This is a genomic window from Guptibacillus hwajinpoensis (assembly GCF_005144865.1).
GTDB classification, from domain to species: Bacteria; Bacillota; Bacilli; order Bacillales; family Guptibacillaceae; genus Guptibacillus; species Guptibacillus hwajinpoensis_A.
In genome coordinates this window covers 14,494-30,740 of the sequence record NZ_SWFM01000012.1, presented here as the reverse complement: position 1 = coordinate 30,740, position 16,247 = coordinate 14,494, and the positions used below count along the sequence as shown (strand labels likewise).

Here is a 16,247-nt window from a genome sequence, read left to right as displayed (position 1 = left end):
AGAGACTTAACGGGAATTCCATCAAGTCTCTCATACACTTGCATTATCTTTTATAATTGCCCGAGAGCGTCACTAATGCTGAGGTCACCATTTAGAATTTCAAATGTGCGGTGGTACGTATTATCATTCTCCAAGATTTCAGTCAATACAGCTGCAACATCTTCACGTGGAATTTGACCTGATTTGTCATCTAGGCTTTCAGCAGCTCTGATTTGGCCAGTGCCTGGATCATTCGAAAGGCTACCTGGACGAAGAATTGTATAATTTAAATTCGTCGCTTTCAGATGCTCATCAGCACGTTTTTTCGCATAAAGATAAGGCTTCATGTTGTCAGGTCCTTTTTCAGGATTGTCAGAACCTACGGTACTTAACATAACAAAACGCTTAATTCCCTGTTGCTTCGCTTCGTCTATTGCTTTAATAGCACCTTCTTGATCAATCATAATTGTTTTATCTGCACCTGTATGTGGACCAGATCCAGCTGCGAAAATAACGGCTTCACATCCGTATAATGCTTGAGAGAAATCTTTCTCTAGATCGCCTAATACGGTTTTTCCACCAGCATCTTCAATTGCTTTGACTTGATCTGTATTTCGAATCATACCTACTGCTTCATGGCCACGTTCAGCCAAAGATTTAATTAAATGTGTTCCTACTTGTCCGTTTGCACCGATCACTAGTACTTTCATTTATATTTCCTCCTTTAAAAACCTTCACAACTGTTATATTCCGCAAAATAACTTTTTTAAACCTCTCGATGTGTTTTTAGCTATTAAAGGAAGGAACATTACACCCACACTTGATTTCTACCGTTCCTCTTTGCTTGGTAAAGGTTATGGTCTGCTTGATCAATGGCGGGCATAATCGATTGATTTTGAGGCCATTCAGCTAGACCAATTGAGATGGAAACCTCCTCAATTTTTTCTCCTGTTTCTGTTGTAAAGAGGTGGTTATGTAATGCGGCTTGAAGCTTTTTCATTCTGTCATACGCATCGGATGTTTGCTCTACTTCAATCAGTAGAATAAATTCTTCGCCGCCGTATCTTCCCATGAGCCACTCATCACTCTGGAGAGATAAAAATGAAGAGAACTCTTCTAATACTCGATCGCCATTCAAATGCCCATACGTATCATTAATAACTTTAAAGTAGTCTAAATCAATCATAGCAACGAATTGAGTCAACTTGCTTTCTCGTTCTTTAGCTTGCTTAAGAAAACTTCGAAGATTAAGAAGACCCGTTAGTGAATCATGCTCTGCATAATAACGAAGCTGTTCACTCATTTCTAAATTCTTCGTGCTTGTTTGAATAAAGAAATACATGATCATCGCTGATAGCTGAAACGAAATAAAGTGAAGGACGTAAGTTGAAATGGTGGTATTAGCACCAAAAATCATTAACCCTAATACAGCGTCTGACATAACCCATATAGCTGAAAAATAAATAAACAGACTGAAATAGGAAATAGTGTTCATGATTTTATTTCGAAATACCAATGTTACGATCGTTGGTATTACGAGTGTATAAAGAAGTTCAACAATGAGTGATTCACCCGGAAACGCAAACCTTGCAACAATCACAATTGCCAGCACACTCAATCCGTGTTTGTACCCATGATACAAAACAATAAAAACCATTGGGATCGTCCTTAAATCAAAGCGGTAATCATTTAACGTTACAGGAAGCATATATAAAAGAATAATTCCTACAGCTACAATAACTACATGAAGTATTGCGACAAAACTATCCGGCAATTGTTTACGAAAAGCAATATAATAAACGCTTTGTATACAAAGATGCATAAATAAAAGGATAGAAAAGTTCGCTAATAATGATTGCATCATATCTTTCACTTCCACTATGTCTAGTTTTTCTTAACTCTACCATCAAATGAATGAATGATACATAATTTAGTATTACTTGAAATTGATGAATGTGCTATTAAAAAAAGAAGGTCTCTTCTTTTTTAAATGGTGAGTTGATTTGCGTTCCAACCCGCTTTACCATTTAAATTCATTCTTTGTTAATTTCTTATTCTAGAAAGCATGTGAGGTTGTCCCGCCATCAATTAATAAATTCTGCCCCGTTGTATAAGTCGAATACGGGGAAGCAAGGTAAAGAACGGCTGGGATTAATTCCTCTAACTGTCCAATTCGATGCATCGAGTTGCTTCCATTAATTTTGTTTACTAAGATCTTGTTTTCAAGTGCTTTCTCATTGAATGGTGTTTTAATAAATCCTGGACTAATTGCATTCACGGTAATGCCTAGTGGTGACAACTCCTGCGCCAGCTGCTTTGTTAATTGCACGACAGCCGCTTTACTAGGTCCATAAGGAGTAGAGAAAGGGAGTCCTACTTCACTTGCCATTGATGCAATGTTAATGACCCTTGTTCCTTCTCCTTCTTTAAGATCAGGAAGCACAGCCCGCGTCATCATATAAACTGATTTAGCATTTGTCGTCATGACCTCATCCCATTCATGAGGTTCAAGTTCTTCAATCGTTTTACGAACTGTTTTCCCAGCGTTGTTCACAAGAATGTGGATAGAGCCCATCGTCTGATGAACGTTCTTTATTACTTCATTAATGCTCTCTTCATCCGTCACATCTCCTACAAATGGATACACTCTTCTATTTGTTTCACTGCTTATTTCGTTAGCTGCTTCATCCAACACACTTTTCGTCCGACCAATAATTGCAACGGTAGCTCCTGCTTCCGATAAGGCAAGGGCGATGGTTTTTCCTATTCCTCTACCACCACCAGTTACAACTGCCACTTTATCTGATAAATCAAAGTATCGCATGGTATCTTCCTCCTTCATATTCTCTACCATACCCAATTCTGTCCTTCCGCTCCATATGAATGCTTATGAGTTTTTTATGAAAACGCTTTAATAGTGATTCGACATCATTTTCTAAAAAATATTTGGCTTTATAAAGGTTTTTGCGATAATTTGTTAGAATATTTAGTATTAATGTACATAAAAGGAGGAGTTTTTATTGGAAGCTGCATTAAGTGCGATAAGTGGATTTGTATGGGGATGGCCGTTGCTCATTTTACTTGTAGGAACGGGTATTTACCTCACTGTACGTCTTGGTTTTCTCCAAATCACCATGCTTCCATATGCTTTAAAACAAGCATTCACGAAGCGTCAGGATAAGACTTCTGAAGGAGATATTTCTCACTTTCAGGCTCTCATGACAGCTCTTGCAGCAACGATCGGAACAGGGAATATTGCCGGTGTTGCAACAGCTGTTTTTATTGGTGGACCCGGTGCCGTATTCTGGATGTGGATTAGTGCCCTCTTCGGAATGGCAACAAAGTATGCTGAAGCCATACTAGCGGTTAAGTATCGTTCGGTTAACTCGAAGGGTGAAATGTCAGGTGGCCCAATGTACTACCTTGATAAAGGATTGAACATGAAATGGCTTGGTATGGTTTTTGCTTTCTTTGGGGCTTTTGCCGCTTTTGGGATTGGAAACATGGTACAGTCTAACTCAGTTGCTGATGCCGTTTCGACATTTGGCATTGCGCCATGGATTACTGGTCTAGTGTTAATGGTATTCACAGGTATGGTTATTCTAGGTGGTATTAAAAGCATCGGTAAAGTAACGGCTTACTTCGTTCCTGTTATGGCTTTATTCTACGTCATTGGTGGATTAGTCGTTATTTTCATGAATTTTAATTTAGTTCCTGCTGCTGTTTCACTTATTTTCACAGATGCTTTCACTGGTGAAGCTGTCGCAGGTGGTGCGATTGGTGCTGTTATCCGTTTTGGTGTTGCACGTGGTGTATTTTCCAATGAAGCTGGTCTTGGATCTGCTCCAATTGCAGCTGCTGCAGCAAAAACAGATTATCCAGGACGACAGGCGCTAGTATCCATGACTCAAGTATTTATTGATACAATTGTCGTCTGTTCCATCACGGGAATTGCACTTGTAATGGGGGATCTTTACAAAGGAGATTTGAATGGCGCTGCACTGACTACTGCAACTTTCGAGAAGTTTCTAGGTGTTCCTGGTGCACTCATTGTAACAATTGGACTCATTCTTTTTGCTTACTCTACCGTTCTTGGCTGGTCTTATTATGGTGAGAAATGTTTCTCCTATCTTTTCGGAGACGCATCGATTAAATACTATCGCTATGTTTTCGTTCTTGCTGTATTTGTAGGTACGACATTAAAGCTAAACGTCGTGTGGCTACTTGCCGATATCTTTAATGGTTTAATGGCACTACCAAACTTAATTGGTCTACTCGGACTCTCTGGAGTAGTTGTAGCTGAAACCAAACGATTTATGGAAAAAGTTAAAGAAGAAAAGCGTGAAGCACAATCAACCGGTATATCGAATTAAAATAACACAAGGGACTCGTCAACTGGCGAGTCTCTTTTTTATACTACTAAATTACTCCTTAAGCACTATCCAAATCTACTACTTTTATTATGATCGCTTTATGCCTTTCAGATGATAGCTATCTAGCATTCTCAATGTGATAATTTAAGTATACTATTATCTGAAATTTCAGTATAAAAAGGAGCGGATCATGTGAAGCACCGTCATTCGATTAACCTATTTATCGTAGCTCTTCTAGTCGTTACACTTTTCCTACCTGTTGGGGCAGGAAATGCAAGTGCTAACAACAACAACACAACTTTGGATAAACATCTAGTGGAAGAAATGAAAACAAGCGCTGGTTTACTTAATGTTATTGTTACCTTTTACGGGAATGATGCACCAACAAAAGATAACGTGAACGTCTTGAAATCTTTAGGAATTAAAACAGGAATCACAATGCGATCGTTACCTATTGCAGGTGTCCTTGCTACAAAGAGTCAAATTGAAGAACTATCTAAAGAAAGCGATGTTCGCTCTCTTTACCTCAATCGTAATGTTGAATTTTATAACGGAGATTCAACAGATCTAACTGGCGTTAACAAAGTTCGTACGAACGATGCAATGAGAAAAGCGAATGGTGGTTTACCTGTTTCAGGTAAGGACATCGGGGTAGTGGTGAACGACAGTGGCGTTGATGGGACTCACCCTGATATGAAGCTAGGAAAGAATCTTGTTCAGAACGTTATGGGAACAACAAATATGCCTAGTTCAACAGGTTTAGCACCTGTCGTTTACGTAGAAGACGTTGCAAACACGGATACAAATTCGGGTCACGGTACTCACGTAGCTGGTACAGTTGGCGGAACTGGAGCAGCCTCCGCTGGATTATATGAAGGCGTTGCTCCTGGCGCAGATATGATTGGCTACGGTTCAGGTGGCGGTGTACTGATTCTTGATCTTGTTGGTGGATTTGATTATGCCATTGAAAATCAAGAACGATATAACATCAAGGTGATTACAAACTCATGGGGATCGAATGATGACTTCTTCGTTGATGATCCTGTAAACGTTGCGACAAAACGATCTTATGATAATGGCATCACGGTACTTTTTGCAGCTGGCAATGCAGGTCCAGGTGAAGATACTCACAATCCTTACGCAAAAGCACCATGGGTCATTTCAGTTGCAGCTGGAAAAAAGGATGGAACGCTAGCAAGCTTCTCCTCTCGTGGTACAAGAGGGGTTAGTGAAACGTTTGAACTAGATGGAGAAACGTGGACATGGAAAGATGAACCGACCGTAACAGCTCCAGGAGTCGACATCATTTCAGCAAGAACCCTATCACCTGTTGGTGTCCTTAATACTAGTAAAGATAGAAACCTTATCCCTACAGCTTACCTTCCTTATTACACGACACTACAAGGGACATCGATGGCTACGCCTCATGTGGCAGGGATTGCGGCTTTACTATTAGATGCTAACCCTGATTTAACACCTGGTGAAGTAAAGGAAATCATCAGTCAGACAGCTACAAATATGCCAGGTCGCGAAGCATATGAAGTTGGTTCAGGATATGTGAATGCTTATGCTGCTGTTGACCTTGCTATGAATCGAAACAAAACATATGGCGCTACTGTAAATAAAGATCAAACCTTCAATGCGGTTAGCTCAATGAACGTGATCCGAGAGAATTACAAAATCGACTATAGCCCAACTTCTACAAACGAACTAACATTTAATGTGATAGAAAACCAATCTCAGCTCGTCGCTAAAATGTATGCAGACGGAGATACGTATACAGAAGAAGGTGGAAATCCACTTGTTTTCACAATTACGGACCCGAATGGGGAAGAATACGAATCAGGCTTCAACCCTACTTATAGTATCGACCTTGTAAATACTATCACCGTTGATAACCCAGTTGCAGGTGACTGGAAGCTTGAAGTAAGTGCTTATCCTGGGGCTGCTTTACCAGAAGAAGTAGTCGGAACGTTAACCCAAAAAACAGCTAGTACTCTATCAGGTTTAACAGATATCAATGGCCATCCTGCCGAATCAGCAATCAAGCTTGGCATTCAAGAGCGTCTATTTGATGCCAAAAGTGGTGGGAAGTTTTATGCAGATCAATTGCTAACTCGTGAAGATCTCGCTAACTACCTTGTGATGGGATCAGGTATCCGTCAGGTTGAGCAAGGGACCGACAATGCGGCAATCGAAGCTGTTCTTGCAAAAGGTGCAGCTCTAAAAGGCGCGCATAGCTTCAACGGCGTTATGCTAAAAACCGCTAACGACAAATTCAATCCGTCTGGAAATGTCTCTCGTGCTGAACTCGCTTACTCTCTTGTACAAAGCTTAGGCTTACAAGAAGAGGCACAAAGCTTTAATGGCGACGTTTCAGTAGCTTACAAAGGGGAAAGAATTGCGATTACGGATGCGAGCACTATCCCATCCGATCTAAAAGGCTATGTTCAGCTTGCACTCGATCTCGGTATCCTTAATGCTCAATTCACATCATCACAGGGACCATATGATAAAGAACCAACCATTCATGCTGCTTTCAACCCAACTTCAAAAGTTTCTCGTGGAGAGCTTGCAGTTTCCATGACTCGGTTCTTTAATCAGTATTAAAGTTTCTTTCATTACAATACAAAGCGGCACTCGATCGATATGAGAGTGCCGCTTTTTTTATGGAGTGAACGTTCTAAAATCTGGTACCTATTCAAGTTCATCTGATAAATTCGTTAGCGGTCTATCTGCTGGACCCTCCACAACTTTGCCATCGTATCCAAATCGAGATCCATGACATGGGCAATCCCACGTTCGATCGCCATCATTCCATTCAACCTCACAGTATAAGTGAGTACATGTCGTATCGACGAGGTGGATAGACCCTTCAGAATCTTTGTAAGCTCCCGCCCGTTTCCCGTTGATGCGAACAACGGCTCCTTCATCCTTGTTTAACTCTGATAGTTTCTTCTTAGGAATGGATAATTTCCCTTTAACAAAATGTCCTGCCACATCAGCATTTTGCACCAAAAATGTTTTCATGCTTGGATCAGCATAGAATCTGGAAGGTACAAACAAATCCATATACGGATTTTCGTTTGCTAGAACGTAATCTCGGAAAAGTAGCGCAGCAGCTGTACCGTTCGTCATGCCCCATTTGTGGAAGCCCGTCGCGATTAGAACATTTTCTTGTCCTTTTGTTACAGGACCTATGTATGGTAGTTTATCTAGTGTATAAAAATCTTCTGCCGACCATCTGTAGGCAACTTCCTTCACTCCGAAAGTTTCTTCAGCGAAGAATTTAAGCGCTTTGTAGTGGTCGCTTAACCTGTTCCCCTGACCGGTTTTATGACTTTCACCACCAAAAAGCACGAGCTTTTCACAGTTAAAGGTATGACTCCTTAGTGATCGCTTTGGATCTTCAGCACTTAAGTACATGCCCCCTGGAAAATCCTTTTTAGTAGAAGCAGCTAGGACATAAGAGGCTTCAGCGTACATTCGTGTGAAATAGAGAGCATTTCCGTCATAGAACGGGAAATGCGTGCATGCTAGTACGTGTTTGGCTGTCACAGTTGAACCTTTTTTCGTCACAACAATTGGTTTTGTGCCTTTCTGAACATCGATTGCCACCGTTTGTTCATATAGTTGCCCTCCCTTTTCTAAAAAAGCCTCAACAAGGGGTGTCAAATAGGCAACAGGATCAAATTGAGCCTGATTTTTCATAACGATTCCAGCCTTAATTGAGAGATCAATTGGCAAGCTGTTCACGAACTCCCCATTAATGCCAAGCTGCTGGTAAGCTCGCATCTCGTTCGTTAGCTTTCTTGCATATTCTGGAGTTGTGGCATAGAGATAAGCATCTTCTTCAGAGAATGTACAAGAAATAGTATTTTTCTCAATCGTTTGCTTAATAAACTTTAAAGCTTCTGTGTTTGCTTGATAGTATTTCTGTGCTTTTTCCTTGCCGAAGTGATTTAAGAATTCATCATAAATAAGGTCATGTTGAGTAGTGATTTTTGCTGTTGTATGACCGGTAGTTCCGTTTAGAATTTGATTTGCTTCTAGTAGGACAACTCTTAGCCCCTCATTTGCTAGAAGATAAGCAGATGTAATGCCTGTTATTCCACCACCTACAATGACAACATCTGTCTCTATATTTTCATTAAGAGACGGGTGAGAAGTGATTTCTTTATTAATTTGCCAAATCGGTTCAGGAGCATCTGGCCATTCTTTACTCGGTTTCAATAGGAAAACCTCCTTAAGGAATCAACTCTCCTATTTTTACCATTTAAGAGTGATTCATACCGTGTACACAAAAAGACTTATCTCCACGATAGAGATAAGTCTTTTACTTTATAGTTTTTATAGAAACTATGAAAGCTTCTCATCTATTTGAAATTGTTGCTGAGCTAATGCCTTATAGAGACTGCTATCTCTCATAAGTTCTTCATGCGTCCCTTTTCCTGAAACCATTCCATTTTCCATCACAAGAATTTGATCAGCGTGGACAACAGTAGACAGTCGATGTGCAATCACAATGGTCGTTCGGCCTTCCATCAGATTATTTAGTGCTCGTTGAACCTGAACTTCCGACGTGCTGTCGAGACTTGATGTTGCTTCATCTAATAACAAAATATATGGATTTCTTACAATGGCTCGCGCTATGGCAATACGCTGTCGCTGGCCACCCGAAAGCTTAATACCCCGCTCACCTATTTCAGTGTCAAAGCCTTCCGGAAGCTCCATAATGAAAGGAAGGGCATAGGCCTGCTCTGCTGCCTCCTTTAGTTCTTGCTCTGAAACGGTATGCTCTAGTCCATATAAGATATTTTCTCGTATTGATCCTGCAATGAGCGGACTTTCCTGTGAAACATATCCGATTTGTTTACGCCACGATTGAAGCGAGAAGGTATGAATATCTTTCCCACCAAGGGTAATCGAACCATGTTGTGGTTTATAGAATCGCTCGATCAAGGAAAAGGTTGTCGTTTTTCCACTCCCACTTGGACCTACAATAGCTGTAACTTTGCCAGGTGGAACATTGAAAGATGCCCCTTTGAGTACTGCTTCTTTTCCGTATGAAAATTCAACTTCGTGAAAAGTAAGTGACTGAGCTGGATCGACCACTTCATCACCACTTGTTCGTTCTTCGCTATCGTGTTGTAGGAGAACTTGAAGACGTTCTGTTGCCCCCATAGCTTTCTGAATGGCCGTTAAGAAACGGGCCATTGAGCTAAAGGGGATAATGATTTGGAAAAGGTATAGCAAGAATGCAACAAGCTCTCCTGCTGTTAACTCTCCCGTTGAGACTCGAACACCACCATATCCCACAATAATTACGAGAACACCCATTAGTAATAACGTCATAAGCGGCATTAATAGAGCGTATATCTTTGCTTCTTTCATACTGTATGAGAAAACGTTGTTAATTCCTTGCTTTCCATTTTCCTCTTCAACATTTTCTGCCATCGAGAATTTTACAAGACGTACTTCTGAAAGGACCTGAGTAATCGTTGCTGTAAATTTAGCCGTTTCCTCCTGTAGTCCCTTCGATACTTTATACATTCGCTTTCCAATGAAACGGATACCGATCATCATAATTGGAACAACAGCAAGTAAAATCGCAGTTAACTTCCAATCAAGATAGAGTAGGATACCGATTGAACCTACGATGGAAAGTGTGCTAGTTAGTAAATTTATTAAGTGATTCGATACTAAATCTTTAATCACACCTGTATCATTTACGATGCGACTCGTTGTATCACCTACCCGATTGCTATCAAAATAGGCAACCTGAAGCGATAGCACCTTGTTCATTAAACGCTGACGAAGACGAGCTACTACCGTCTCACCAATATAGAGAAGAAGATACATCGAGAGACCAGAGAAAATAGCTTGTACGATAAAGGCAGCGATCAATAAGCCAATGACACTTGATGAAAGTGTACTAGCAGACAGCTGATCAACTAAATTTTTGGTGAAATACGGTACAATCAATCCGGCTATTGTCCCAACCACACTCATAAATATAGCAATTGAAACTAAAAGTTTGGAAGGTCTCGTATCACGAATCAGCTTGGAAAGATCGCGCCAATTCATCCGTTTTTCTTTATGCTTTTCTTTCATACCAGTTCCCCCTTGATTCACTCCCACTAGTATAGCTCTATTTCTCTAGCAATGACATTTAACGCTTTTTTATACATAAATAAGGAAGGGGTTTCCCCCTCCCTTGATTGGTCATGTATTCAATTTAGAAGCTTTCTTTAACAACGACACGTTCTAGCGGAAAACGAGCTGTTCCATGTGCTTCAACAGCTGCTTTACCAACAGAAATGAGCATCGTCGGTACATAACGTGATGGAATGTTAAACTCTTCTACAAGTGCTACCGGATTGAATCCACCCATTGCAACCGTGTCGTAGTCTTTTGCTTTTGCTGCTAGCATTAGCTGCATCGCTGCGAGTGAACTGTTTTTGATCGCTTCACTTAATGCAAAGCCTTCACGTTGGTAAGCACCATTAATCTGGCTAACAAGCGCTTCTTTCACTGCATCTTCCATAAAGCCTAGTTCCACTGCTTGTCCATAAATTTCTTCAGCATGAAGGTTAGCTTCTGTGTCACCTAGAATCACAATTGTTGCTGAGCTATCAACAATTTGTTGCTGGTTAAACGCAATCGGAAGCAACTTCTCTTTTTGTTCTTCACTTTCAATCACTAAGAACTTCCAATGTTGCAAGTTCCATGATGATGGTGCTTCAATAGTAGCATTGAGCATTTCATCCATTACCTCTTCAGGAATCTTAACACCCTTCTCGAACTTTCTTACAGAATGTCGCTCTTTCATTACTTCTAAAACACTTTGCTTTTCTTGCGTACCTACAGACATGATTACTCTCCTTTAGCAATTGTGGCAGTATCTTCCTTTTTTACCTGTTGTCTTGTTGACCCAGTTTTGTAAACCACTTTTTACTTGTGATAAAAATGAATTTGCAGTTCTTTCAGGAAAATCAATAATTAACTTCAATCTAGAGAGCTCAGTTGTTAACTTAATCGCGAGTTCCGGATATGCCAGATAAAAAGTACGATAGGCTGTTTGATCGAGTCGAATGAGCTCAACATCAGTAATAGTTTTTGCATACAAATTTTGATGTACAAAGATGGACCGGTTGCCAAGAACATCATTTGCTCCAAGCACCGCGAGTGGTGTTTCCATGTTATCAGCATGGTAAATTGCAACACTTCCCTTTTTGATAATGTAAACATCACGATTTGTATGTTCTGGCTTAATTAACATTCTAGCTTCATTTCGTTTTATCTGCTGACCCGAACGTTCTAACTTGTTCCAATCCTTCGTGTTCAATTTGCTTTTTACGTTTCTTTCTGCCAGACCTTTACTCATGTCTGCTCACCCCCAATAAATTATTGAAATTATTTTTATTACAGTTCGGGTAATAAACAAAAACAATCGATTACAATTGTTTTTGCTTTAGGCTCTGAATGATATCACGAATCGTGTATTGTTGCAAAAATGCTGTTAAATGATTCTCAGCATCTGTAAATATGTCGCCAAGTACACTAGACAAGTTCGCTCCTACGAGGCAATATTCATTTGAGTCAGGACACTTAGGCTTAAGGGCCCCAACAGATGTTAGATTGTAAATCTTATCAAGCGTAACATCTTCTACTCGACAGGCTAGGGTGAAACCACCGCCAGCGCCTTCTTTTGAAGCGATATAATCGCTTTTTTTGAGTAAACTAAGAATTTTCCTCATACGAACGGGATGGACTGAAGCACTTCCAGCAAGGTAGTCGCTTGTCGCCATTTGTCCAGGCTTGATCGCAAGCAACGCCAAGCTGTGCACGGCGAGAGTAAAATCACTATTCAATTGCAGTTCCTCCCTACACTTTCTTCCACTTCCATCCTATCGTATTCCATTTATAGCTGGCAAGAAAATTTTAACAGAGAACTACTTCCTCTGATTCATTTCTAAGTTGGTTAAGTTGATCTGAAAGCTCCATAAACCATTCTTTATCTTTAGTAATTAATGATACTTCAATTAAGTTTAAAAGATATGATTCATCTTTTTCAAAATCAGGCTCTTCAAGCTGGGAAATACGATTCTGGAAAGTTTCAATTGTTTTCCCTACTGTTTCTGGATTATCACATTCAAGAACGAATATTTTAATCGTTCCAAGATAGTTATTTACTGATTCTACATAACCATGAATTAATTCATCATGGACTGATTTTCCTGTTACCCAATCACCTTTTTGATACTGAGATTGCTGATGTAGTTGGTTCATCATTTTTCTCCCTCCTTATTTGGAAGACTAGTTTGTGTTCCAACTGATTCAAGATATAGTGTAATTTTAATTATTACAGTTGGTTTTGTCAAGACTAGCGTTTTCCTTTAAGTCGAACGCTTCCGCAATGAGTTTATATGACTTTATTCGTGATTCAAAGTCATGAGTGATCGTATTAATAATAACTTCCTCCGTTTGATACTTTGAGGCAAGTTCCTCGATTTGATTCTTTACCTGCTCCGGATCTCCTACGATCATTCTACTTCTATTTTCCCGAATACGTTCTTTATCAAACACGCTATATGAGAATTGATGTGCTTCATCTGGTGATGGGAACCCTTCTCCAGATTTTCCTTGTTCAATTAAAAGAATAGCGAGGTCAAGACCTGAGGCGAGATATTCTGCCTCTTCTTCGGTTTCTCCACAAACAACAAAAATAGCCACGTTTGTTTGAGGTGTTTCATTAAATTCAGACGGTACAAAGCGACTCAAATAACGATCGACTACTGTTGATCCACCATTTCCATTAATGAAATGAGCAAATGTGAATGCTAATCCACGCTGAGCTGCCATCATTGCACTTGCAGCACTTGAGCCAAGCAACCACATTTCAGGAGTTGTACGACCAAGCGGTGTCGCTCTTACATTCAGTCGATTTGGATCCTCTCCTTTTAAATAAGAGGCCAATTCATTCACTTGTTCTAAATAATGATCGATACCCATACTATTACCACCGGCGAGTGCTTTTGTAACATTAGGCATTCCTCCTGGCGCTCGTCCAAGTCCAAGATCAATTCGATTTGGATTTAAAGTTTCAAGCATTCGAAAATTTTCAGCTACCTTATATGGGCTATAGTGTGGCAGAAGCACACCACCTGACCCGATTCTCATCGTATTTGTATTTGCAGCCAAATGTGAGATCAACACCTCTGGACTGGAGCCTGCAAGGCTTTTCGTACTATGGTGCTCTGAAACCCAAAAACGATGATACCCAAGTTTCTCAGTCTCTTGAGCTAGTTTTGTCGTTTCTCTAAGTGCATCTACTGGCGTATTACCTCTTGATACAGGAGATTGATCAAGTACGCTTAATTTCATATATAACCGCCCCTTTAATGTAAAACGAATTATTACAGTTCATCGTAACAGCTTTTCTTAATCTCACAAAGCAATTTGCTTTTAACCACTTCACTTTTATTGCAAACAAAAAACGAACCGTCACGCCCTTATGGTTACGCCGGTTCGTTTCTATTATTCCAGCAGCCTAAGCTGTTACTGGCCATTCATTACTTCTCTGCAATTACAAGTTCCACTTGATGATCATCCAGCATTAGCTGTACATTCTCATCAGGTATCTTATCAGTAATAATCAGATCCACATCTTCAAGCTTGGCAAAACGAAAAAATTCTGACCGCCCAAACTTTGATGAATCCGCGAGTGCTATTACATAATTGGATTGCTCAATCATCTTCCTTTTAACCATTCCATCTTCTTCATGAGCAATCGTTAAACCCTGCTCGGATATACCGATAACGCCAATAAAGGCAATATCAGCATTATAAGAAGACACTTTTTCTACAACTGCTGATCCATAAAGAAATCGGTGGTCTTTCTCAAGCTTTCCGCCAAGAAGATGAATATTAAGTAGCTCACCATTGGAAAGAATATCGGCTTGATGAATTGAGTTAGTTATCACAGTTGCTTGTTTGTCGATTAGAAACTCAGCACATGCCTGTACGGTAGTAGATGCATCAAGAATTACAACATCCCCTTCGTTAACAAAACCGGCTGCTTTCTTTCCTATCCGCTGCTTCTCTTCTGAAACAACATTTAGTCGATCGTGATAAGACTTAATTTCATGTCGAAGCTGTGGAAGTACCGCTCCACCCCTCGTTCTCGTTACTGCACCTTCTTCTTCAAGTTTCACTAAATCTCTTCTAGCCGTATCTCTTGAAACAAGAAAGAGTTCGCAAATCTGATCAACAGAAATACGTTCATGTTTTTTCAGATAATCCAATATAGCTAACATTCTTTCTTCTTGATACATGCCAATACCCCGCTTCCATTCCCTTACATTATAAGTTTTTATAAGTAATAAATCAATATTAATAAGTTTTTATAGGTATTATTAAGTATTTGTAAGTTTTATCAGTACTTTTTTCATATGCCACTATACCCAATTTTCATGTAACCGCTCGATTTTCGACTCAAAAACCCCCCAGCCCCTGCAAAAACCGAAAATCCTTTTGCGCTTTACATCGAAATAATGTATGATTTTAACTATTTAACACCTATAGGAGGCCAGTGATGAACCAAACAGAAAAAGGTATTCTATTAGTATCATGCCCTGACACGGAAGGAATTGTATCAGCAGTCTCCACCTTCCTCTTCTCAAATGGTGCCAACATCGTACACTCAGATCAGCACTCTACAGATCCTGTTAAAGGTCATTTCTTCATGAGAATTGAATTTAGTCACCCGAACTTGCTTGAAAAGCTACCTGATCTTGAAGATGCGTTTGAAGAAACGGCTTCACCCTTCTCAATGCAGTGGTCCATCACAGCAACATCAAAAAAGCCTCGCATCGCTATATTTGCTACGAAAGAAGATCATTGTTTACAAGAATTAATTTGGAGATGGCAGTTAGGTGAACTTCATGCAGAAATCGCCATGGTCATTAGTAATCACAATCATTTCAGAGAATTAACTGAGGAAGCAGGCATTCCCTTCCATCATGTTCCTGTAACAAAAGAAACGAAAGCAGAAGCAACAGTATCACATTTGTCATTGCTTGAAAAACGTAAAGTAGATACTGTCATTCTGGCACGATACATGCAAATTATCCCTGAAGAATTAATCAAACATTATCATAATGAAATCATTAACATTCATCATTCCTTCCTCCCTGCATTCATTGGAGGAAACCCTTATAAACAAGCATTCGACCGTGGTGTAAAATTAATCGGTGCAACCGCCCATTATGTGAATAAGCAACTAGATGAAGGCCCAATTATTGAACAGGATATTACTCGCATTACCCATCGCTACAATGTAGCGGACCTTAAAAGACATGGAAAAGACATAGAAAGAATTGTCTTATACCGGGCTGTTAAATGGCATCTTGAGAAACGAGTCATCGTGCACGGTAATAAAACAATTGTTTTTCAATAAGGTATTTTTCTTGAAAGCATTGTTGTTTAAAGAGCCATACTTAGCTAATTGGAGCGGTAGATGCTCGACTCCTGCCGGGACTATCGGGACAGATGAGCCTCCTCCGCGCGATGTTCTTGCGCGCCGAGGAGCCTCATCGCCCGCACCAAGGAAAGCGAGCATCCTAAAGCGGAAATCCCTCTCACTCTTATCGCAACAATGTTTATGAAAGGCTCTTTTTTCAAAGATTGTTGCTTGTAAAAGCATTTTTGTATAAAGAACCACACTTGGCTGACTGGAGCGGAAGGGTGCTCGACTCCTGCGGGGACTAGCGGGACAGATGAGACCCCGCAGGCGCGATGTTCTTGCGCGCCGAGGAGGCTCATCGCCCGCACCAAGGAAAGCGCGCATCCTGAAGCGGAAATCCCACTCTTATCGCAACAATATCTATGAAA

At 40.2% G+C, this 16,247-nt stretch carries 14 protein-coding genes; 3 read left to right on the top strand and 11 right to left on the bottom strand.

The features are described 5' to 3' along the window. Window positions 1–50: 50 nt before the first annotated feature. The 3 genes from FBF83_RS20125 to FBF83_RS20115 form a co-directional block, all read right to left on the bottom strand. Window positions 51–689 (bottom strand): SDR family oxidoreductase, encoded by a 639-nt coding sequence (locus tag FBF83_RS20125; RefSeq protein WP_136948881.1) that lies wholly within the window; start codon window positions 687–689, stop codon window positions 51–53. A 98-nt stretch (window positions 690–787) separates the two neighbouring features. Continuing rightward, complete coding sequence (locus FBF83_RS20120) at window positions 788–1,843, bottom strand: GGDEF domain-containing protein (RefSeq protein ID WP_136948880.1); 1,056 nt, start codon at window positions 1,841–1,843, stop codon at window positions 788–790. 192 nt (window positions 1,844–2,035) lie between these two features. Then, a complete protein-coding gene (locus FBF83_RS20115) occupies window positions 2,036–2,803 on the bottom strand; it encodes an SDR family NAD(P)-dependent oxidoreductase (protein WP_136948879.1) in 768 nt (255 codons plus the stop codon). Window positions 2,804–2,999: 196 nt separating this feature from the next. On the opposite strand from FBF83_RS20115, the gene FBF83_RS20110 reads away from it, so the two are divergent. Continuing rightward, window positions 3,000–4,352, top strand: coding sequence for an alanine/glycine:cation symporter family protein (locus tag FBF83_RS20110; RefSeq protein ID WP_136948878.1), 1,353 nt, complete (start codon window positions 3,000–3,002; stop codon window positions 4,350–4,352). Window positions 4,353–4,544: 192 nt separating this feature from the next. Further along, window positions 4,545–6,962 carry a S8 family serine peptidase gene (locus FBF83_RS20105; RefSeq protein WP_240688159.1) on the top strand — a complete coding sequence of 806 codons (2,418 nt, stop codon included), beginning with the start codon at window positions 4,545–4,547 and terminating at the stop codon, window positions 6,960–6,962. Between the two features lie 87 nt (window positions 6,963–7,049). On the opposite strand, the gene FBF83_RS20100 is transcribed toward FBF83_RS20105, so the two are convergent. The 8 genes from FBF83_RS20100 to FBF83_RS20065 form a co-directional block, all read right to left on the bottom strand. After that, complete coding sequence (locus FBF83_RS20100; RefSeq protein WP_136948877.1) at window positions 7,050–8,585, bottom strand: FAD-dependent oxidoreductase; 1,536 nt, start codon at window positions 8,583–8,585, stop codon at window positions 7,050–7,052. A gap of 126 nt (window positions 8,586–8,711) precedes the next feature. Beyond that, complete coding sequence (locus FBF83_RS20095) at window positions 8,712–10,466, bottom strand: ABC transporter ATP-binding protein (RefSeq protein ID WP_136948876.1); 1,755 nt, start codon at window positions 10,464–10,466, stop codon at window positions 8,712–8,714. A 124-nt stretch (window positions 10,467–10,590) separates the two neighbouring features. Continuing rightward, entirely contained in the window at window positions 10,591–11,226 is a 636-nt protein-coding gene (locus FBF83_RS20090; RefSeq protein ID WP_136948875.1) for a nitroreductase family protein, read from the bottom strand. 12 nt (window positions 11,227–11,238) lie between these two features. Then, window positions 11,239–11,739 carry a Crp/Fnr family transcriptional regulator gene (locus tag FBF83_RS20085; protein WP_136948874.1) on the bottom strand — a complete coding sequence of 167 codons (501 nt, stop codon included), beginning with the start codon at window positions 11,737–11,739 and terminating at the stop codon, window positions 11,239–11,241. 70 nt (window positions 11,740–11,809) lie between these two features. Beyond that, a complete protein-coding gene (locus FBF83_RS20080; RefSeq protein ID WP_048311837.1) occupies window positions 11,810–12,226 on the bottom strand; it encodes an RrF2 family transcriptional regulator in 417 nt (138 codons plus the stop codon). A gap of 70 nt (window positions 12,227–12,296) precedes the next feature. Beyond that, the gene (locus FBF83_RS20075) at window positions 12,297–12,647 is read right to left on the bottom strand and encodes an IDEAL domain-containing protein (protein ID WP_136948873.1); all 351 of its coding nucleotides are present in this window, start codon (window positions 12,645–12,647) and stop codon (window positions 12,297–12,299) included. A gap of 63 nt (window positions 12,648–12,710) precedes the next feature. Beyond that, on the bottom strand, window positions 12,711–13,739 hold the full coding sequence (locus tag FBF83_RS20070; protein ID WP_136948872.1) for an LLM class flavin-dependent oxidoreductase: 1,029 nt from the start codon (window positions 13,737–13,739) through the stop codon (window positions 12,711–12,713). Between the two features lie 188 nt (window positions 13,740–13,927). Next, entirely contained in the window at window positions 13,928–14,689 is a 762-nt protein-coding gene (locus FBF83_RS20065) for a DeoR/GlpR family DNA-binding transcription regulator (RefSeq protein WP_136948871.1), read from the bottom strand. A 260-nt stretch (window positions 14,690–14,949) separates the two neighbouring features. Here FBF83_RS20065 and purU point away from each other — a divergent pair, with 260 nt between their 5' ends. Continuing rightward, window positions 14,950–15,813, top strand: coding sequence for a formyltetrahydrofolate deformylase (gene purU / locus FBF83_RS20060; protein ID WP_136948870.1), 864 nt, complete (start codon window positions 14,950–14,952; stop codon window positions 15,811–15,813). Window positions 15,814–16,247 lie beyond the last annotated feature (434 nt).

Excerpts from the sequence above, each read along its gene's own strand:
- FBF83_RS20125 (WP_136948881.1), bottom strand. The coding sequence starts at position 689 with ATGAAAGTACTAGTGATCGGTGCAAACGGACAAGTAGGAACACATTTA.
- FBF83_RS20120 (WP_136948880.1), bottom strand. The coding sequence starts at position 1,843 with ATGATGCAATCATTATTAGCGAACTTTTCTATCCTTTTATTTATGCAT.
- FBF83_RS20115 (WP_136948879.1), bottom strand. The coding sequence starts at position 2,803 with ATGCGATACTTTGATTTATCAGATAAAGTGGCAGTTGTAACTGGTGGT.
- FBF83_RS20095 (WP_136948876.1), bottom strand. The coding sequence starts at position 10,466 with ATGAAAGAAAAGCATAAAGAAAAACGGATGAATTGGCGCGATCTTTCC.
- FBF83_RS20090 (WP_136948875.1), bottom strand. The coding sequence starts at position 11,226 with ATGTCTGTAGGTACGCAAGAAAAGCAAAGTGTTTTAGAAGTAATGAAA.
- FBF83_RS20085 (WP_136948874.1), bottom strand. The coding sequence starts at position 11,739 with ATGAGTAAAGGTCTGGCAGAAAGAAACGTAAAAAGCAAATTGAACACG.
- FBF83_RS20075 (WP_136948873.1), bottom strand. The coding sequence starts at position 12,647 with ATGATGAACCAACTACATCAGCAATCTCAGTATCAAAAAGGTGATTGG.
- FBF83_RS20070 (WP_136948872.1), bottom strand. The coding sequence starts at position 13,739 with ATGAAATTAAGCGTACTTGATCAATCTCCTGTATCAAGAGGTAATACG.
- FBF83_RS20065 (WP_136948871.1), bottom strand. The coding sequence starts at position 14,689 with ATGTATCAAGAAGAAAGAATGTTAGCTATATTGGATTATCTGAAAAAA.
- purU (WP_136948870.1), top strand. The coding sequence starts at position 14,950 with ATGAACCAAACAGAAAAAGGTATTCTATTAGTATCATGCCCTGACACG.